This window comes from Streptomyces sp. CLCI03 (assembly GCF_053615355.1).
The window spans coordinates 2275889-2293876 of sequence record NZ_CM132132.1; the positions used below are offsets into that span (position 1 = coordinate 2275889).

At 72.8% G+C, this 17988-nt stretch carries 15 protein-coding genes; 3 read left to right on the forward strand and 12 right to left on the reverse strand.

Translation table 11 applies throughout. The annotated features are described in order from the left end of the window. Positions 1-22 precede the first annotated feature (22 nt). The 3 genes from ACWG52_RS10285 to ACWG52_RS10295 are packed head-to-tail and all read right to left on the reverse strand — an operon-like array spanning position 23 to position 4524. Positions 23-736 carry a GNAT family N-acetyltransferase gene (locus tag ACWG52_RS10285; protein WP_453128524.1) on the reverse strand — a complete coding sequence of 238 codons (714 nt, stop codon included), beginning with the start codon at positions 734-736 and terminating at the stop codon, positions 23-25. A 32-nt stretch (positions 737-768) separates the two neighbouring features. Next, positions 769-3027, reverse strand: a complete 2259-nt coding sequence (locus ACWG52_RS10290) for an IucA/IucC family protein (RefSeq protein WP_390167469.1) — start codon at positions 3025-3027, stop codon at positions 769-771. A gap of 21 nt (positions 3028-3048) precedes the next feature. Next, a complete protein-coding gene (locus ACWG52_RS10295) occupies positions 3049-4524 on the reverse strand; it encodes a diaminobutyrate--2-oxoglutarate transaminase family protein (RefSeq protein WP_390167467.1) in 1476 nt (491 codons plus the stop codon). Positions 4525-4713: 189 nt separating this feature from the next. Between ACWG52_RS10295 and ACWG52_RS10300 the strand changes: the two genes are divergently transcribed. Then, the gene (locus ACWG52_RS10300) at positions 4714-5883 is read left to right on the forward strand and encodes a trypsin-like serine peptidase (protein ID WP_033217421.1); all 1170 of its coding nucleotides are present in this window, start codon (positions 4714-4716) and stop codon (positions 5881-5883) included. An 86-nt stretch (positions 5884-5969) separates the two neighbouring features. On the opposite strand, the gene hflX is transcribed toward ACWG52_RS10300, so the two are convergent. From hflX to miaA, 6 genes are all read right to left on the reverse strand, one after another. Further along, complete coding sequence (gene hflX, locus ACWG52_RS10305; protein WP_030713381.1) at positions 5970-7475, reverse strand: GTPase HflX; 1506 nt, start codon at positions 7473-7475, stop codon at positions 5970-5972. 182 nt (positions 7476-7657) lie between these two features. Beyond that, positions 7658-9139 (reverse strand): M1 family metallopeptidase, encoded by a 1482-nt coding sequence (locus ACWG52_RS10310; protein WP_390139707.1) that lies wholly within the window; start codon positions 9137-9139, stop codon positions 7658-7660. A 187-nt stretch (positions 9140-9326) separates the two neighbouring features. Then, positions 9327-11411 carry a RelA/SpoT family protein gene (locus ACWG52_RS10315; RefSeq protein WP_389809870.1) on the reverse strand — a complete coding sequence of 695 codons (2085 nt, stop codon included), beginning with the start codon at positions 11409-11411 and terminating at the stop codon, positions 9327-9329. A gap of 140 nt (positions 11412-11551) precedes the next feature. After that, a complete protein-coding gene (dapF, locus tag ACWG52_RS10320) occupies positions 11552-12427 on the reverse strand; it encodes a diaminopimelate epimerase (RefSeq protein ID WP_266353541.1) in 876 nt (291 codons plus the stop codon). Between the two features lie 70 nt (positions 12428-12497). Further along, positions 12498-13019 carry a hypothetical protein gene (locus tag ACWG52_RS10325; protein WP_389809963.1) on the reverse strand — a complete coding sequence of 174 codons (522 nt, stop codon included), beginning with the start codon at positions 13017-13019 and terminating at the stop codon, positions 12498-12500. A gap of 132 nt (positions 13020-13151) precedes the next feature. Continuing rightward, the gene (miaA, locus tag ACWG52_RS10330) at positions 13152-14090 is read right to left on the reverse strand and encodes a tRNA (adenosine(37)-N6)-dimethylallyltransferase MiaA (RefSeq protein WP_389809873.1); all 939 of its coding nucleotides are present in this window, start codon (positions 14088-14090) and stop codon (positions 13152-13154) included. A gap of 217 nt (positions 14091-14307) precedes the next feature. On the opposite strand from miaA, the gene ACWG52_RS10335 reads away from it, so the two are divergent. Further along, positions 14308-14475 carry a gliding motility protein gene (locus ACWG52_RS10335; RefSeq protein ID WP_389809875.1) on the forward strand — a complete coding sequence of 56 codons (168 nt, stop codon included), beginning with the start codon at positions 14308-14310 and terminating at the stop codon, positions 14473-14475. Between the two features lie 23 nt (positions 14476-14498). Further along, positions 14499-14744, forward strand: coding sequence for an antitoxin (locus tag ACWG52_RS10340; RefSeq protein WP_161293071.1), 246 nt, complete (start codon positions 14499-14501; stop codon positions 14742-14744). Positions 14745-14923: 179 nt separating this feature from the next. On the opposite strand, the gene ACWG52_RS10345 is transcribed toward ACWG52_RS10340, so the two are convergent. The 3 genes from ACWG52_RS10345 to ACWG52_RS10355 form a co-directional block, all read right to left on the reverse strand. Beyond that, positions 14924-15646, reverse strand: coding sequence for a class III extradiol dioxygenase subunit B-like domain-containing protein (locus ACWG52_RS10345; protein WP_389809879.1), 723 nt, complete (start codon positions 15644-15646; stop codon positions 14924-14926). 76 nt (positions 15647-15722) lie between these two features. Next, entirely contained in the window at positions 15723-17246 is a 1524-nt protein-coding gene (gene miaB, locus ACWG52_RS10350) for a tRNA (N6-isopentenyl adenosine(37)-C2)-methylthiotransferase MiaB (RefSeq protein WP_389809881.1), read from the reverse strand. Beyond that, on the reverse strand, positions 17243-17881 hold the full coding sequence (locus ACWG52_RS10355) for a maleylpyruvate isomerase family mycothiol-dependent enzyme (protein ID WP_389809884.1): 639 nt from the start codon (positions 17879-17881) through the stop codon (positions 17243-17245). Before ACWG52_RS10355 ends, miaB begins: the two co-directional genes overlap by 4 nt. Between the last annotated feature and the right edge of the window lie 107 nt (positions 17882-17988).

The window sequence follows — 17988 nt, forward strand, 5'->3', positions numbered from 1 at the left end:
GTCGGGGTTTGTGGGGCGGCACTCAGAGGAGATTGCGCAGCACCCGCTCCCGGATCATCAGGGCGGCCCGCTTCTCGGGAAGGTCGATTTCCGCGGAGCAGCGGAAACCGGAGTTCAGGAAGGCCGATACGGAGGGGGTGTTGCGGATGTCCGGTTCCGCGACGACGCGTGTGCAGCGGGGGCGGTTGCCGAGGACCAGGTCGGCGACGGCGCGCAGCAGAGCTGTTCCCAGTCCGCGGCCGCGGTTCGTTCCGTCTCCGATGAGCAGGTGGATACCCGTGTCGTGGGGGTGCGCCGGGTAGTGCCCGGCGAGCGGGTCGAGGTCGGCCCGGTAGATCTCCCAGTAGCTCATCGGTGTGCCGTCGAGGAAGCCGAGGCAGGGGATGCTGCTGCCGTCGCCGTCGAGCTGGGCCCGTAGGTGGGCGGCGGTGATCGCGGCGGGGCCGGCGAGCTCCCAGTAGGCGGCCACTTCGGGATCGTTCATCCAACCGGTGAGGAGCTCCAGGTCACGGCCGGGCCGCACGGGTTCGAGGCGGAATGCTCCGGCGGGTGTGGTGACGCTGCCCCAGATGGCGGGGGAATCGAGCAGGTCGGCCTCGGCGAGCAGGGGCAACAGGTCGACGTCGAGGCGTTGTTCGCGCGTGCTGCCGGTGGCTTCGGTGATCCTTGCGGCGGACCGGATGTCGTGGGCGGGTCCGGCGGCCGAAGCTGGGGCCGGGGTGTCGGTGGAGGGCATCGGGGGCTCTTCTCCGCGTCGGCGCCGACGCGTCAATCGTGAAGGGGGTTGGTGATGGTGACGTAGACGGACTGGGTGTCGACGGGGCCGACCAGCTCGTCGAGGCCGCCCAGGCGGGTGAGCAGATTCGCCTTGCAGCGCAGGGTGGGCGAGTCGAGCAGCCGTGCGGGGAGCGGGCCGAGGCCCGCGGCCTTGGCGAGGAACCGGCGGAAGGCGGCGAGGAGGACTCGTTCGTCCGCGAGCCGCTGGGATCCGAAGGCGCCGATGAGGCCGAGCACGTTGTTGATGCCGAGGTAGTAGGCGAAGCGTTCGTCGGTGACGGCGTCGGAGACGAAGGTGTCGCTGGCGCTTCCGATGCCGGGGAGCCGGTGCTCCAGTTCCGCGCGGCGGGATTCGCGGAAGTAGTAGCCCTGGTTGTCGCGGTAGCGGCCGCCGATCGGCCAGCCGGCCGGGTCGAGGAGCACCAGGGTGTTCTGCTGGTGGGCTTCGAGGGCGATACCGGCGAGTGCGTCGAAGGCGAGGACCGGCAGGACCACGTGGTCGAGGTAGCGCAGGAACCACTCGGCGGCGACGGCGGACGTGGTGTGGCCGGTGGCGGTGGCGAGGCCGGTGACGAGTTCGGCGAGGCGCGAGCTCATCGTTGTCCGGCCGGGCCACGGGCGGGGAGCGGTGAGCGCGGCGATGCATACGGGGTCGTCGCCCGAACGGAAGGGGTTGTGGCGCAGCAGGGCGTCGAGTCCGGGGACCGGGGTTCCGTCCGGGGCGTCCACGGCGACCCAGGCGGGGTCGCGGACGATGTCGAAGGCGGGGTGGGAGGCCTGCCACTGCTCGGCGAGGCCGGTGCGGAGCAGCCGGTGCACCTCGACGCCGCGGTGGAGTTCCTTGCGGAGGTTCTCGCGGCGGGAGTTGGTGATGCGCAGGCCCAGGGAGAGCTTGAGCATCGCGGGGGCGCCCGGGCGGTGGACGGTGCGGACGGAGGAGGTGGGGTACCAGGGCTCGCCGTGCGGGCCCAGGTCGTGCAGAAGTCCCGCGTCGCGGAGGGCGGTGACGGCGGGGCGCTGGAGCAGGTCGCGGGCCTGCCAGGGGTGCAGGGGAAGGGGGGTGGTGCCGTGGGGCAACGGGAGCCCGGGGGCGAGCCGACCGAGGAGCTGCGGGGCGGAGACGGGGCGGCCGCTCTCGGTCCAGGCAGATTCGCTCGCGAGAGCGGCGGGTTCGACCGCGAACCAGTGCAGGGGGAAGGAGCCGTGGAGTTCGGGTGAGTAGCGGCGTACCTCGGCCTCGGAGAGTCCTTCGCGACTCTTCGGGTCCGGCTGGAGGGGATGGCCGAGCAGGAGCGCCTGTTCGGCGGTGAGGAAGCGGTCCCCACCGACGGGGGCCGGGGCGGTGGGGCGTCTGCGCCGGTCGGCGATGAATTCGGCGGTGCGGCGGACCGAGTCGGCGACGCGGCCGACGAGGTCGGCGACGCTCCGACCGCCGCTCGTGCCCTCACGGGCGATGAGCGCGGCGATGGTGACGGCGTCGAGGGAGGGCGCGGCGGCGGTCGTGCCTTCGAGGCGGACCGCACCGAATCGGTGCCAGCCGGCGTGGGACCAGTGGCGTACAGGGACGAGCAGGGCGGTGCCGGAGGCGGGAAGGGGGATACGCAAGGGAGTTCCGGCGGGGCCGTCGGGACGGCCGAGACCGGATTCGCGGACCCAGCAGCGGAGCAGGTTCTCCACCGCCGCGGCCTCGGCGGCGACGGCCGGGTCGGGGTGGTTGAGGAGGTCGGGCAGGGTGGTCGGCTCCAGCCGGAGGGGGCTCGTCCATCCGGTGCGGGGCCGGGGTGGTGTGCCGTCCTTCTGCCGGGGCACTGTGGGCGTCGCCTCGGCGGCGGTGGCGGCCCCGGACCCGGTGACGGCGGGCGCGGCGACGAGCGGGGGGAGTTGATCCGGCGTGTCGGGTGCGCCCGCCGGGTCCTGCCGCGGGTGCTCGGCCGTGGTCCCGTCCGGGTGGGGCAGCGTGCCGGCCGGGGGCGGGGTCGGCGTGTCCTCGGCGGGTCCGAGGCGGGCCGGCGCGCCTACGGCCGGAGCCGGATCCTGCGACGCGGGTACGTCGGGCAGGGGCGTGGGCGCCGGCGGCTCCGCGGTTTCCCGCAACGGCGCCGTGGTGCCGACCGGCGGCGACGACGGCCGCCCCGGGGCGGCGGCCTCGGGGGCCGGTTGCGCCTGGGCCGGTCCCGGCGGTGGGGCGAGCCGGTCGGGAGACAGCGGCTGGGTCTCCGTGACGGGGGTCGACTGGTGCGGGTCTGGCATCGCGGGTCCTCGGTGTACGGGTCAGTGGGTGCGGCGGGCGGCGGCCTGGATGGCGTCGGCCAGGCGGTCGAGGACCGCCGCGGCCTGCTCGTCGGTCAGGGTCAGCGGGGGAAGGAGGCGGACCACGGCGCCGTGGCGGCCGCCGATCTCGACGATGAGGCCGCGGTCCAGGCACTCCTGGCGGACGGCGGCGGCGAGGGCCGGTGCGGCGGCCCCCGTGTCGGGGTCGACGAGTTCGACACCGATCATCAGGCCCCTGCCCCGTACCTCCCCGATACAGGGATGGCCGCAGGCCAGGCCCTGCAGGGCCGTCAGCATCCGCTCCCCCAGGGCGGCGGCGCGCTCGGCGAGCCGGTTCTCGCGGACGAAGGCGAGCGTGGCGGTACCGGCGGCCATGGCGAGCTGGTTGCCGCGGAAGGTGCCCGCGTGCGCGCCGGGGGCCCACACGTCCAGGTCGGCCCGGTACACGATCACCGCGAGCGGCAGGCTCCCGCCGATCGCCTTGGAGAGGACCATGACGTCGGGCACCACTCCGGCGTGGTCGACTCCCCAGAAGGCACCGGTCCGGCCGACGCCCGTCTGCACCTCGTCGGCGATCAGCGGGATACCCCGCGCCGCGGTGATCTCGCGCATCCGACGCAGCCAGCCGTCCGGGGCGGGGATCACCCCGCCCTCGCCCTGCACGGGTTCGACGATCATGGCGGCGGGGGCGGGCACCCCGCCCTTCGGGTCGTCCAGCAGGTTCTCCGTCCAGCGCGCGGAGAGTTCGGCGCCCTCGGGGCCGCCGACGCCGAACGGACAGCGGAGGTCCTGCGGGTAGGGCAGCCGGGTCACCCTCACCTCGGGGGCGCCTCCCGAGGCGTCCAGGGCTCCGGCGGTCATCCCGTGGTAGGCCCCGGTGAAGGCGAGCAGCCCGGAGCGTCCGGTCGCGGTGCGCACCAGTTTGAGGGCGGCCTCCACGGCGTCCGTACCGGCCGGCCCGCAGAACTGGATGCGCGCGTCGGCGGCCAGCGCGGGCGGCAGGTTGGCGAACAGCTCGGTGGTGAAGGCGTCCTTGACCGGGGTCGCGAGGTCCAGCACGTGCAGCGGAGCCCCGGAGTCGAGGACGCCCCGGATGGCTTCGAGCACCACCGGGTGGTTGTGCCCGAGGGCGAGCGAGCCGGCGCCGGAGAGGCAGTCGAGGTAACGCCGCCCGTCGGCGCCCTCGATGGTCAGTCCGCGGGCCCGCACCGGGACGATGGGCAGCGAGCGGGCGTACGTCCGGGCGGCGGACTCCCGCTGTGCCTGCCTGCGCAGGATGCCCTCGGAGGCGACGGCACCGCCCGCTCCACCTCGTGCGTCCGGATCATCGGACCCGTCCGGAATCGTCCCCCGGGTTCCCTGTTGCGGTACTTGAGGCGGGATCTCTGTCGCGGCCGCCGCCGCGGCCGGCTCGGTGACAGCCACGAGTGTCGGTCCTCCCGCACGGATTGCTCTTCCGGATTGCGTCTCGAACATGAACGCTGCTCCCCCATCCCCCGTACGTACCAACGACGGTGACGGCGAGGGATCACGGGTTGACTCAAGATCCTTGTCCCGTAAGGGGAGAACGCCAGGAACCACGGCCCCGGCCTAGGTCGTCCTGTGCGACAGCGGCATAGTGGGGGCCTGCACTCCACTCCTCGAACTCCCAGGGGGACGAACAACATGCGATCGAACCGACCGGTCACCGCGATTCTGTGCGCGGCCACGCTCGCGCTGACCGCGGGTGCCTGCGGCCCCGGCGACGGGGAGGCCGGCGGCGACGCCAAGCCGACCGTGGCGGCGAGTCTGCCGAGCCAGGACGGGATAAAGATCCCCGACCAGCTCAAGGACAAGCTCAAGGAGCACGGTATCGACCTGGAGAAGTGGAAGGGGGGTGAGTGGAAGAACTGGAAGCGGGAGGACTGGCTCCGCGAGGCCGGCGACTACATCAACCCCGTCATCGAGGGCCTGTGGGACCCGGACCGCATGCGTGACGCCGAGCAGCCGCAGCGCCCGGCCGTCGACCCCGACGCGGGCAAGGACCAGGGCGTCAGCGACCCGGTCCCGGCACCGGTGGCGGCGAAGCAGGCCACCCCGCCCTACCACACGAGCGTTCCGGCGGCCGGCAAGGTCTTCTTCGACGGCCCCGAGGGCTCGATGGTCTGCTCGGCGACCGTGGTCAAGGACCCGGCCCACCCCGGCAAGTCGAACATGGTCTGGACGGCGGGCCACTGCGTGCACGCGGGCAAGGCCGGCGGTTGGTACCGCAACATCGCCTTCGTCCCGTCCTACAACAACGCGGGCAAGCAGGCGGCGCAGCTCAAGGGTGCGCCCCGCGACCAGGTGGCTCCGTTCGGCGTCTGGTGGAGCGACTGGGCGCAGACCTCGGACCAGTGGATCGCGGGCGGCGGTCCGACCGGTGGCGCGGGTGCCCCGTACGACTTCGCCGTGCTGCACGTGATGCCCGAGAAGGGCAGCACCAAGTCGTTGGAGGAGACGGTCGGTTCCGCGCTCCCGGTGGAGTTCAACGCGCAGGCCGTACCGAAGGTCGGGAGCGTCACGGCGACGGGCTACCCGGCGGCGGCTCCGTTCGACGGCCAGCGTGCCTTCCAGTGCACGGACAGGCCGGGCCGGCTGTCCCTGAACGCGAACGACCCGGTGATGTACCGGATCGGCTGCACCATGACCGGCGGTTCCTCCGGTGGCGGCTGGGTGTCGGCGGGCTCCGACGGCAAGCCGGCACTGGTGTCGAACACCTCGATCGGGCCGGCCAAGGCTGGCTGGCTGGCCGGACCCCGGCTGGGTCCGGAGGCGAAGGGCATCTTCGACGCCGTCAGCCGCAAGTTCAAGTAGGACCCCTGGCGTGACCGAACGGCTGAGGCCCCCCTGCACCGCAGGGGGGCCTCAGCCGTCACACCGTCACGCGCGGTCCGGCACGCTCAGCGCTTCGCGAGCGCGTACGGCGCCAGGTCCGCCGCCAGTTCCTGGTGGACCCGCGCCTTGAGCAGGGTGCCGTCCGGGGTGTGCTCCTCGGAGATCACCTCTCCCTCGGCGTGCGCCTTGGCGACCAGCGAGCCGCGCGTGTACGGCACCATGGCCTCCACCTCGACCTCGGGTCGCGGCAGCTCGGAGTCGATGAGCGCGAGGAGTTCCTCGATGCCCAGGCCCGTCCGCGCCGAGACGGCGATGGAGTGCCGCTCGATGCGCAGCAGTCGCTGCAGAACCAGCGGATCCGCGGCGTCGGCCTTGTTGATCACGACGATCTCGGGCACGTTCACCGCGCCGACCTCGCGGATCACCTCGCGCACCGCCGCCAGCTGCTCCTCCGGTGCCGGGTGCGAACCGTCCACGATGTGCAGGATCAGGTCGGAGTCCCCGACCTCCTCCATCGTGGAGCGGAAGGCCTCGACCAGGTGGTGGGGCAGGTGCCGGACGAAGCCGACGGTGTCGGCGAGGGTGTAGACCCGGCCGCTCGGCGTCTCGGCCCGGCGCACGGTCGGGTCGAGGGTGGCGAACAGCGCGTTCTCCACCAGTACGCCCGCGCCCGTGAGGCGGTTGAGCAGTGAGGACTTGCCCGCGTTCGTGTAACCGGCGATGGCGACCGAGGGCACCTTGTTGCGGCGCCGTTCCTGCCGCTTGATGTCACGGCCGGTCTTCATCTCCGCGATCTCCCGGCGCATCTTCGCCATCTTCTCGCGGATCCGTCGCCGGTCGGTCTCGATCTTGGTCTCACCGGGACCTCGGGTGGCCATGCCGCCACCGCCGCCGCCACCCATCTGGCGGGACAGCGAGGCACCCCAGCCGCGCAGTCGCGGCAGCATGTACTGCATCTGCGCGAGCGCGACCTGCGCCTTGCCCTCTCGGGACTTGGCGTGCTGGGCGAAGATGTCGAGGATCAGCGCGGTCCGGTCGACCACCTTCACCTTGACGACGTCTTCGAGGGCGATGAGCTGGCCGGGGCTGAGCTCGCCGTCGCACACGACGGTGTCGGCGCCGCTCTCCATGACGATGTCCCGCAGCTCACGCGCCTTGCCCGAGCCGATGAAGGTCGCCGGGTCCGGCTTGTCACGGCGCTGGATCACACCGTCGAGCACGAGGGCACCCGCCGTCTCGGCGAGGGCGGCGAGCTCCGCGAGGGAGTTCTCCGCGTCGATCACCGTGCCGGAGGTCCAGACGCCGACCAGCACGACACGCTCCAGGCGCAGCTGCCGGTACTCGACCTCGGTGACGTCTTCGAGTTCGGTGGAGAGGCCGGCCACGCGGCGCAGGGCCGCGCGCTCCGAGCGTTCGAACTGCTCGCCGTCCCGGTCTCCGTCGATCTCGTGGCTCCAGGCGACGTCCTCTTCCATCAGGGCATCGGCCCGAAGGCTCTCGGTGAAGCTCTGCGGGTCCCGCGCATCCTGTGCGTCCCGCGCGTCCTGGGAAGGGGAAGAAGAGGAGGTCATTGGATCCTTACGTCGATTCGAATAGCAGTGTCACGTTAACTGTCACGTCCAACGTGTCACACCGCCGGGGGATTCCCCGCGCGGCCCCGTCGATGGTGACATGCCCGTTCCTCACCGGTCACACCCTTTATTCGGCGCTCCCGCCCGCCGCGGCCCTGCCGGATGCCGCGGAGGGCGGAGGCTCAGGACGCCTTGGCAGGGGTCGCGGCGGCCTTGCCGGGTGCCGCGGCCGCCGTGCCGCTCCACTCCGGGTGTCCCGGCATGGGCGGGGTGGTGGTCCCGTACAGCCAGGGGTTCAGGAAGGCGGTCAGGTCGCGGCCCGCCTCCTGCGAGGCCAGGCGTACGAAGTCGGCCGTCCCCGCGATCCCGTCGCGGTTGTCCGAGACCCAGCGCCGCTCGATCCGGTCGAAGGCCTCGGCGCCGATCTCCTGGCGCAGGGCGTAGAGGATCAACGCGGACCCGTCGTAGACCACCGGCCGGAACAGCCCGATCTTCTCTCCGGGTGCGGCGGCCTTCGGGGCGGCCGGCGGGCCGCCCGCAGCCCGCCACTGGTCGGAACGCTGGTACGCCTCGCGCATGCGCCGTTCCAGGGAGTACTTGCCGAGCCCGTCGGCGTAGAGGGCCTCGTACCAGGTGGCGTGTCCCTCGTTGAGCCACAGGTCGGACCAGGTGCGCGGGGTGACGCTGTCGCCGAACCACTGGTGGGCGAGTTCGTGGACCATCACGGACTCGACGTACCAGTCGGGGTAGCCCTCACCCGCGAACAGGGCGCTCTCGAAGAGCGAGAGGGTCTGCGTCTCCAGCTCGAATCCGGTCGTGGCCCGCGCGATCAGCACCCCGTAGTTCTCGAAGGGGTAGCGGCCGACGCGCTCCTCCATCCACTCGATGTGGCCCGCGGTCTTCTTCAGCCAGGGATCCAGGCGCTCCCTGTCCTGGGCGGGCACCACGTCGCGCAGCGGCAGCCCGTGCGGTCCGGTGCCGTGCACGACGGCGGAACGGCCCACCGAGACCTGGGCCAGCTCGGTGGCCATCGGGTGCCGGGTCCGGTAGGTCCAGGTCGTCGTGGGTCCGAGCCGCACGGCCGGGGCCACCGACTCCCCGTTGGCGACGGCCGTGAGCCCGGTCGGGGCGGTGATCCGGAAGGTGAAGATCGCCTTGTCTGCGGGGTGGTCGTTGCAGGGGAAGACGCGGTGGGCGGCGTCCGCCTGATTGGCCATGGCCAGGCCGTCCGCCGTGGGCACCCAGCCGCCGTCCCCACGGCCCCGAGGGTCGCTGGTGTGCCGGATGGTGATGCGGAGGGGCATGCGCTCCGCCACCGGGTGAGCGGGCGTGAGGACGAGGTCCTCCCCGACGCTCTCGAACCGCGCCGGCTCCCCGTTGACCTCGGCGGACGCCACCTTGCCGTGGGTGAAGTCCAGGTTGATGCGCTCCAGCCTGTCCAGGGCGCGGGCGTCGATGACGGTGACCGCGTCGAGCGGGGTCAGGTTGTCCTTGTAGGCGAAGGACAGGTCGTACGAGAGCACGTCGTACCCGGGGTTCCCGAGCTCCGGGAAGAGCCGGTCGCCGATGCCCAGGGGCGTCGGCGGGGGCAGGACGGCGGCGACGAGGGTGAGGGAGGCCGCGGCGAGCAGGGCGGCGCGCAGGCGCGGGGAGGAGAGCTGCATCCACCACCGCTTACCAGCGCCCGCGCCGCGGTCGCGAACGGCGCGCGACGGGTCCACCCGAACGAGGCCGTCCGGAGCCGTCCCGGCCTACGTCGCCACCGGGCGGGCACCCGGCGGGCGTCGGACGGGCTTCGTGCGCCATCGAGCGGGCGGGCGTCGGGCACGGCCGTCGGCACGCGCCCGGCGGCTACACCCGGCTGACGTCGTACACGCCCGGCACGTCCCGCATCGCCCGCATCAGCGCGGGCAGCCCGGCCGCGTCGGGCAGCTGCAGGGTGTAGCTGTGCCGGACGCGCTGCTCGACCGGCGGTTCCACGGTCGCGGAGACCACCTCGACGCCCTCGCGGGCGATGGCTTCGGTCAGATCGGCCAGCAGATGCGGGCGGCCGAACGATTCAGCGCGCAGGGTGACCCGGCAGTCCGCCGTGGCCCGCCAGTGCACGGCGACGGAGGTGCGTCCCACGGCCCGCATCTGCGCCACCGCCGCGCAGTGGATGCGGTGCACGGTGACGGCTCCGCCGCGGACCAGGAAGCCGGCGACGGCGTCCGGCGGCACGGGGGTGCAGCACCCGGCGAGTCGCACGGTGGCGTCCGGGAGGTCGGCGACCGCGTTGCCGCCGCCGCCGCGGGCTCCGACCACCGACAGCGGCGCGCGGGCGGCCGAGGTGGGGGCCATGGCCCGGTCGGGGTGGGCTTCGAGCCAGCTGCTGATGGCGATCCGGGCCGCCGGGGTCCGCGCGTGGTCCAGCCACTCGACGGCGGGTCCGGAGGAGGCGTCCTGTGCGAGCAGCAGTTGGACGGTGTCCCCGTCGGACAGCGGGGAGGACAGGGAGGTGAGGCGCCCGTTGACCCGGGCGCCGATACAGCCGTGTGCCGCCGCGCCGTGCTGCGCGTAGGCGGCGTCGATACAGCTGGCCCCGGCCGGTAGGCCCAGCGTTCCGCCGTCGGCCCGGAAGACGGTGATCTCCCGGTCCTGGGCCAGCTCCGCCCGGAGCACGGTCCAGAAGGTGTCGGGGTCGGGCGCGGACTGCTGCCAGTCGAGCAGTCGGGACAGCCAGCCGGGCCGCGTGGGGTCCACGCGCTCCTCGTCCGGGTCGGTGGAGGTGGCGTCGGGCGTCGCGGTGGCGTACGGATTGCCGAGGGCGACCACGCCGGCCTCGGCGACGCGGTGCATCTGCCGGGTCCGCACGATGACCTCGGCCACGTAGCCCTCGGGCGTGGCGACGGCGGTGTGCAGCGACTGGTAGAGGTTGAACTTCGGGGTGGCGATGAAGTCCTTGAACTCCGAGACGACCGGGGTGAAGCAGGTGTGCAGCTCGCCGAGCACGGCGTAGCAGTCGGCGTTCTCACCGACGAGGACGAGGATGCGGCCGAAGTCGGAGCCGCGTAGCTCGCCGCGGGTGCGGGCGATGCGGTGCACGGAGACGAAGTGCCGGGGCCGTACCTGCACTTCGGCGGCGATGCCGGCCTCGCGCAGGACGCCGCGTACGGAGTCGGCGATGGCGGGCAGCGGGTCGCGTTCCCCGGCGTGGGCGGCGATGAGCGCGCGGGTGCTCTCGTACTCCTCGGGGTGCAGGATCGCGAAGACGAGGTCTTCCAGCTCGGTCTTCAGGGCCTGGACGCCGAGCCGTTCGGCCAGCGGGATGAGGACGTCGCGGGTGACCTTGGCGATGCGGGCCTGCTTCTCGGGGCGCATCACGCCCAGGGTGCGCATGTTGTGCAGCCGGTCGGCGAGTTTGATGGACATGACGCGGACGTCGTTGCCGGTGGCGACGAGCATCTTGCGGAAGGTCTCGGGTTCGGCGGCGGCGCCGTAGTCGATCTTCTCCACCTTGGTGACGCCGTCGACGATGAAGCACACCTCGTCGCCGAACTCCGCCCGCACCTGATCGAGGGTCACGTCCGTGTCCTCGACGGTGTCGTGGAGCAGAGAGGCCGTCAAGGTCGTGGTCTCGGCGCCCAGTTCGGCGAGGATCAAGGTAACGGCGAGCGGATGTGTGATGTACGGCTCACCACTTTTTCGCATCTGGCCGCGGTGCGAGGTCTCCGCGAGGAGATACGCACGGCGCAGAATGGACAAATCGGCGTCCGGATGGTGGGCGCGGTGCGCCTCGGCCACGTGACCGATGGCGTCCGGAAGCCGGTCTCGCGACGTCGGCCCGAGCAGGGCCGCGCGCCCGAGGCGGCGCAGATCGAGCCTGGTCCGCCCCCGTCTGCGGAGCTCAGGGCGCGCTTCGGGGTGTGCTTCGGGGTTCGTGGCCTCTGCACTCATGGGCACCTCCGGCGGCTTCGACCGGCGGTGGTGGGCATGGGGTGAGCCCTCAGGGCCGGTGCCTGATGTTACCGACCCCACCACGTGGCGCAGTCCACCTCTCGCTCAGCGTGAAACGGATCACCCATTAGAGGGAAGCTTCACGCGAAAGCCGTTTCGGTGAGCCAGGCCCTGTCGAACTCCCCCGCGGCCACGATCACGGCCGGTCCCGTCATGTCGATCCGGCCGTCGGGGTGTTCGGTGATGATCAAGGTTCCGCCGGGGAGGTCGACGGTGTAGGCGACCGCGTCGCCGGTGACGGCCGGGTCCACGCCGTCGCGGCGGATGGTCGCCACGGCGACGGCGCAGGCGCCGGTGCCGCAGGAGCGGGTCTCGCCGGAGCCGCGCTCGTGGACGCGCATGGCGACGTGCCGGGGGCCGCGGTCGACGACGAACTCGACGTTGACCCCGGTCGGGTAGGCGGACGCCGGGCTGAACGGCGGGGCGGTGTACAGGGTGCCGGCGTCGTCGAGGCTCTCGACGAAGGCCACGGCGTGCGGATTGCCCATGTTCACGTTGCGCGCGGGCCAGCTCCGCTCGCCGACGCTGACCGTGACCTCGCCCTCGGGCAGCTCGGCGCGGCCCATGGACACGGTGACGTCGCCCGTCTTGTCCAGGTGCACGCGCTTGACGCCCCCGCGGGTGGCGACGGCGAGGTCGCCGGGCTCGACGTGTCCGGCGTGCTGGAGGTAGCGGGCGAAGACGCGGACGCCGTTGCCGCACATCTCGGCGATGGAGCCGTCGCTGTTGCGGTAGTCCATGAACCACTCCGCCTCGTCGGCCAGGTGTGCGGCCTCGGGGTGGGCGGCGGACCGGACGACGTGCAGGACGCCGTCCGCGCCGATCCCGGCGCGCCGGTCGCACAGCTTCGCGACGGCGGACGCGGGCAGCTCGATGGCGTTGTCCGGGTCCGGGACGATCACGAAGTCGTTCTCGGTGCCGTGGCCCTTGAGGAAGGAGAGGGTGGTCTGCGTCACCGGGCCATGGTACCGAGCCGCAGCTCAGAGGTGTCGGACCGTCCGAGGGGCGGAACCTGCCGAGGGGCGGTCAGCGGAGCCGGGCGACCCGGTACACGGCGAGTCCTACGACGGCCAGCGCGACGACGGCGTACAGCGCGGCCATGCGCCAGTCGGGGCGGCGGCCGCTCCCCCGGGCCGGGAGCCCGGGCCAGGTGTAGCCGACCCGTCGGGCGGCCATCATGCCCCAGCCTCCGGCGCAGCAGCTGATCAGGAATCCGAGCATGGCGACCACGGCACCGCCGTCGCCGAACTCGAAGGCGAGCGGGAAGGCGAACATCAGCGAACCGGTGGCGGCGAGCATCGCGATGGGGGCGATCTGCCACAGGCGCAGGCGACGCTGCGGGCGCAGTTCGACCTCGAACTCGGGTCCGGCGGCGGCTTCCGCCTCGGCGGAGTCCGGGGTGTCCGGGCCGTCCGGGGTCAGTCGTGCCGGATCGGCGGGCAGCCCGAGCCCGGGGGGCCCGTCCGTTCCGTCCGTCCCGTCCAGAAGCATCGGGTCCGCTTCCCTTTGGGTGTCGTCCCGCCCGGTGTCACGAGGGCCGGCCTCCATCGCCACGCGCCCTCCCCACTCGGACTCAGTACGCCGCCGTTCATCGCAGGTGATCGCACCCGCTGGAGTTTGATGATGGCACGCCCCCGGCCCCGCTACTGGCGCGTGAGGCGTCCCGATGCCATCACGTGATCAGGCTGTGACCGCTCGTTCGACCAACGACTGCGCGAGTCGGGGGAGTTCCCCCCGGTCGGCGGCGGCCCCGCTGAGCCAGTGCACGCGCGGGTCGCGGCGGAACCACGAGTCCTGACGGCGGGCGAATCGCTTGGTCGCCCGGACGGTCTCGGCACGGGCCTCGTCCTCGGTGCACTCGCCTGCGAGCGCGGCCAGCACCTGCTGGTAGCCCAGCGCCCTGGAGGCGGTGATTCCGTCACGGAGTCCGCGGGCCTCCAGCGCGCGGACCTCGTCCACGAGCCCGTCCTCCCACATCCGGTCGACCCGCAGCGTGATCCGCTCGTCGAGCTCCGGGCGGGCCACGTCGACGCCGATCTGCACGGTGTCGTAGACGGACTCGTGGCCGGGCAGGTTGGCGGTGAAGGGGCGGCCGGTGATCTCGATCACCTCCAGCGCGCGGACGATGCGGCGGCCGTTGCTGGGCAGGATGGCCTGCGCGGCGGCCGGGTCGGCGGCGGCGAGGCGGGCGTGCAGGGCGCCGGAGCCGCGGAGGGTGACCTCTTCCTCCAGGCGGGCGCGGACCTCGGGGTCGGTGCCGGGGAACTCCATGACGTCCAGGGCGCCGCGGACGTACAGGCCGGATCCGCCGACGAGGACGGGGGTGCGGCCCTCGGCGAGCAGTTTGTCGATCTCCAGGCGGGCCAGCCGTTGGTAGTCGGCGACGTTGGCGGTGTCGGTGACGTCCCAGATGTCGAGGAGGTGGTGCGGGACACCGCCGCGCTCCTCGGTCGTCAGCTTGGCGGTGCCGATGTCCATCCCCCGGTACAGCTGCATGGAGTCGGCGTTGACGACTTCGCCGTCGAATCGGCGGGCCAGGGCTACGCCCAGGTCGGACTTTCCTGCCGCGGTGGGACCGACGACGGCGATGACCCGCGGGGCGGGGGCTGCTTTCCTCACGGCCCCAGTCTCGCAAACCTCACGGCATGTACCCGATCGAGTTACGTGACGGGGTGCGGGTGGGGTCGTTGCCCTGGCGAGGTTCCGGCCGGACATACGCCCTGCGTACGCCCGGCGCAGACCGGTTCGGTCCACGCGGAACTTCACTCACACGAGTAACGTTACGGGAGTAGACATGGGCGTTTTTGATCGGTTTTTTCGCCGTAAGGGCGAGGTCGTGACCGAGGAGGTCGCGGCGGTGGACCTGACGGCGGAGCCCGGTGCGGCCGAGGAGGCCGAGCCTGTTGCCGAGAAGTCTCCGGAGGCGGCAGTCGTGGAGATTCCGAAGCAGCTGGCGGCCCCAGTGGCCGCGGACAGCGAGACCGGTGAGGGCGCCCGCACGTAGTGACCGCCAACGGAAGGTGACCCATGGGCCTGCTGGACAATCTGAAGGCCAAGCTCGGTCCGGCGAAGGACAAGGTCGGCGACCTGGCCCTGCAGCACGAGGGCAGGATCGGCGAGAGTCTGGACAAGGTGGCCAAGGCCGTGGACTCCAAGACCAAGGGCAAGTACAGCGGCCAGATCACGAGCGGGACGGGCAAGGCGAAGGACGCCCTGGGGAAGATCGCGCACAAGGACGCTCCCGGCGGGCCGACGCCGCCGGCCGCTTCCTGACGCGGTCCGCGAAAGGGGCGGGGGACCGGCTGCGGCCGGTCCCCCGCCCCTTTCGCCGTTCCTGACCCCTACCGCCACCCTCTCGGCTCCACGAGCCCTGTCGGGCGCGGTCCGGCGCCCGGGTGGCCGCCGGGCGGCTGCCGTCGGGCGGCTGCGACCGGGCGGCTACGACCAGGCGGCTACGACCAGGCGGCGACGAAGTACCCCACGCCGTAGGGCGCGTCCTCGTACAGCAGGCGCCCTTCCAGTTCCGCGCCCTCGGCGGCGCCGGCCAGGACCTGCCAGGGGGCCCGTCCGGCGGCCTGGAGCTCGGCCGCGAGAGCGGCGTCGATCCCGGCCAGCGCGGCCACGTCGGCGGTGCCCAGCGCGCGAGCCGCGGCCGCGTCGAAGGCGGCGGCGCGCTCGTCGAGGTAACCGGGGGCCTTGAGGGTGCGGCAGGCGCTGCCGTCCCCGAGGACCAGCATGGCCACCCGTTCGGCGGAAGCGCCCAGGTCCGCGCCGAGGAGGCCGCAGCCGCTCGGGGCGAGGTCCGCGGCGACGGCCGCTCCGGCGACCGGGGCGGCCGCCCAGCGGGCCTGCCCGAGCAGCCAGCCGGCCACCGCGAGGGACGTCGGGAGGACGGCCCCGGTGGCGTGGCCGCTCGGCGGTTCGCCCAGGTCGGGGCCCAGGGTGACGCTCAGGTCCACGCCGAAGCCGGCGAAGCTGCCGGGGGTGCCCTGGTCGTAGGCGCCGCCCTCGGCGGCGGAGCCGACCACGACCAGCAGGTCGGGCCGGGACGCGGCGAGCACCGCCAGCGCGTCGGAGCAGGCGGTGCGGGCGTCGCCGAGTTCGGCGGCGGCCCCCGCGGCGACCTCCGGCACGAGCAGCGGCGGGGCAGGACAGACTGCGGCGGCTACGAGCATGATCCGCAGCCTAGCCGGACACGCCGACGGTGCGGGAGGCGCGTCACCGCGCCTCCCGCACCCCTCGGACCGTGCTTCAGGAGGAGGCGGGCACCGAGCAGCCGGACGTGACGGCGGGCAGGGGCGCCGGGACACCCAGCGTCGGGATGCCGAGCATGACGCCCGCCGGCTGGGCGGGGGCGGCGTTGCGCTTCTCCCAGGCGTCGCCGGCGCGCGTCCGGCGGACGGTCAGCGTCGGGCCCTCGGCCAGCAGGTGGTGCGGGGCCGCGTAGGTGATGTCCACGGTGACCACGTCACCCGGGCGGACCTCCGCCTCCGGCTTCGTGAAGTGGACCAGGCGGTTGTCGGGCGCGCGGCCGGAGAGGCGGTGCGTGGCGCCGTCCTTGCGGCCCTCGCCCTCCGCGACCATGACCTCCAGGGTGCGGCCGACCTGCTTCTTGTTCTCGTCCCAGGAGATCTCCTCCTGCAGGGCGACCAGGCGCATGTACCGCTCCTGGACGACCTCCTTGGGGATCTGCCCCTCCATGTCGGCCGCCGGGGTCCCGGGGCGCTTGGAGTACTGGAAGGTGAACGCGTTCGCGAAGCGGGCCTCGCGCACCGCGTGCATCGTCTGCTGGAAGTCCTCCTCCGTCTCGCCGGGGAAGCCCACGATGATGTCGGTGGAGATCGCCGCGTGCGGGATGGCGGCGCGGACCTTCTCGATGATGCCGAGGAAGCGCTCCTGGCGGTACGAGCGGCGCATCGCCTTCAGGATCGTGTCCGATCCGGACTGCATCGGCATGTGCAGCTGCGGCATCACGTTCGGGGTCTCGGCCATCGCCGCGATCACGTCGTCCGTGAAGTCGCGCGGGTGCGGGGAGGTGAAGCGGACCCGCTCCAGGCCCTCGATCTGGCCGCAGGCGCGCAGCAGCTTGCTGAAGGCCTCGCGGTCACCGAGGTCCGAGCCGTACGCGTTCACGTTCTGGCCGAGCAGGGTGATCTCCGAGACGCCCTCGGCGACCAGGGCCTCCACCTCGGCGAGGATGTCGCCGGGTCGGCGGTCCTCCTCCTTGCCGCGCAGGGCCGGGACGATGCAGAAGGTGCAGGTGTTGTTGCAGCCGACGGAGATCGAGACCCAGGCGGCGTACGCGGACTCGCGGCGGGTCGGGAGCGTGGAGGGGAAGGCCTCCAGCGACTCGGCGATCTCGACCTGTGCCTCTTCCTGGATGCGGGCGCGCTCCAGCAGCACGGGGAGCTTGCCGATGTTGTGCGTACCGAAGACGACGTCGACCCAGGGGGCCCGCTTCACGATCGTGTCGCGGTCCTTCTGCGCGAGGCAGCCGCCGACGGCGATCTGCATGCCGGGGCGCTTGGTCTTCATCGGGGCCAGCCGGCCGAGGTTGCCGTACAGCTTGTTGTCGGCGTTCTCGCGGACCGCGCAGGTGTTGAAGACCACGACGTCGGCGTCGCCGTCGGCGCCCTCGGGCGCCCGGACGTAGCCGGCGTCCTCCAGCAGACCGGAGAGCCGCTCCGAGTCGTGCACGTTCATCTGGCACCCGTAGGTGCGCACCTCGTAGCTTCGCTTCACGTCCACTGCCTGGCTCCGGTCGCTGCTGGTCATGCAACAAGGGTAGGCGGTACCCGGTGGCCCTCCGGTCCCCCGTTCAGCCGACCCGGGGGGAGGCGGCGGCCGAAGAGGACGAGCAGCAGGTCCTGGGCCTCCCCGTACACGGGAGTTCCCTCGCCGTGGGACCAGGCCAGGTCCTGCGCGCGCAGCTGGACACCGGTCAGGTCCGCGCCGAAGAAGCGCAGGGAGCGCGGGGTGACGGCGTCGAGGAGGAGCCGCAGCCGGTCCTCGGGGACGCGGCGCGGGTGGCCGAGGGCGACGGTGATGTCGAGGCCGTGGACCACGTCGTGGGCGAGGGCTCCGGTGGGCCCGGCGGCGGGCGGTTTCCACGGGTGGCCGGCGTTCTCGCGGAGCAGCTCGGCCAGCTCACGCGTGGTGAGGGCGGCGGCGTCGCGGCGGGCCGTGCGGTCGGTCATCCGGTGCAGGCCGCCGCGGGCCCGCAGCAGTTCGAGGGCGAAGCCGGGGAGGGTGGTGCGGAAGCCGAGGGACAGGTGGGCGGCTACCTCGCGGACGCGCCAACCGGTGCACAGCGACGGGGCGTCCCATGCCTCCGGGGTGAGCGCGTCCAGTACGTCGGCCAGCTCGCGGCGTTCGGCGGCGACGGCCGCGGCGATCGTACGGCGGCTCACGGAGGCACGAGAGGTGGGTCGGGAGGTGGGTCCGGAGGGTCGGGGCGCTGATCGGCTCATGACCTCAGCGTCGAGGGGGGACCTGTCATAAGTCCAAGAGTGGGTGC

Excerpts from the sequence above, each read along its gene's own strand:
- ACWG52_RS10285 (WP_453128524.1), bottom strand. The coding sequence starts at position 736 with ATGCCCTCCACCGACACCCCGGCCCCAGCTTCGGCCGCCGGACCCGCC.
- ACWG52_RS10290 (WP_390167469.1), bottom strand. The coding sequence starts at position 3,027 with ATGCCAGACCCGCACCAGTCGACCCCCGTCACGGAGACCCAGCCGCTG.
- ACWG52_RS10295 (WP_390167467.1), bottom strand. The coding sequence starts at position 4,524 with ATGTTCGAGACGCAATCCGGAAGAGCAATCCGTGCGGGAGGACCGACA.
- ACWG52_RS10300 (WP_033217421.1), top strand. The coding sequence starts at position 4,714 with ATGCGATCGAACCGACCGGTCACCGCGATTCTGTGCGCGGCCACGCTC.
- hflX (WP_030713381.1), bottom strand. The coding sequence starts at position 7,475 with ATGACCTCCTCTTCTTCCCCTTCCCAGGACGCGCGGGACGCACAGGAT.
- ACWG52_RS10310 (WP_390139707.1), bottom strand. The coding sequence starts at position 9,139 with ATGCAGCTCTCCTCCCCGCGCCTGCGCGCCGCCCTGCTCGCCGCGGCC.
- ACWG52_RS10315 (WP_389809870.1), bottom strand. The coding sequence starts at position 11,411 with ATGAGTGCAGAGGCCACGAACCCCGAAGCACACCCCGAAGCGCGCCCT.
- ACWG52_RS10325 (WP_389809963.1), bottom strand. The coding sequence starts at position 13,019 with ATGGAGGCCGGCCCTCGTGACACCGGGCGGGACGACACCCAAAGGGAA.
- ACWG52_RS10340 (WP_161293071.1), top strand. The coding sequence starts at position 14,499 with ATGGGCCTGCTGGACAATCTGAAGGCCAAGCTCGGTCCGGCGAAGGAC.
- ACWG52_RS10345 (WP_389809879.1), bottom strand. The coding sequence starts at position 15,646 with ATGCTCGTAGCCGCCGCAGTCTGTCCTGCCCCGCCGCTGCTCGTGCCG.
- miaB (WP_389809881.1), bottom strand. The coding sequence starts at position 17,246 with ATGACCAGCAGCGACCGGAGCCAGGCAGTGGACGTGAAGCGAAGCTAC.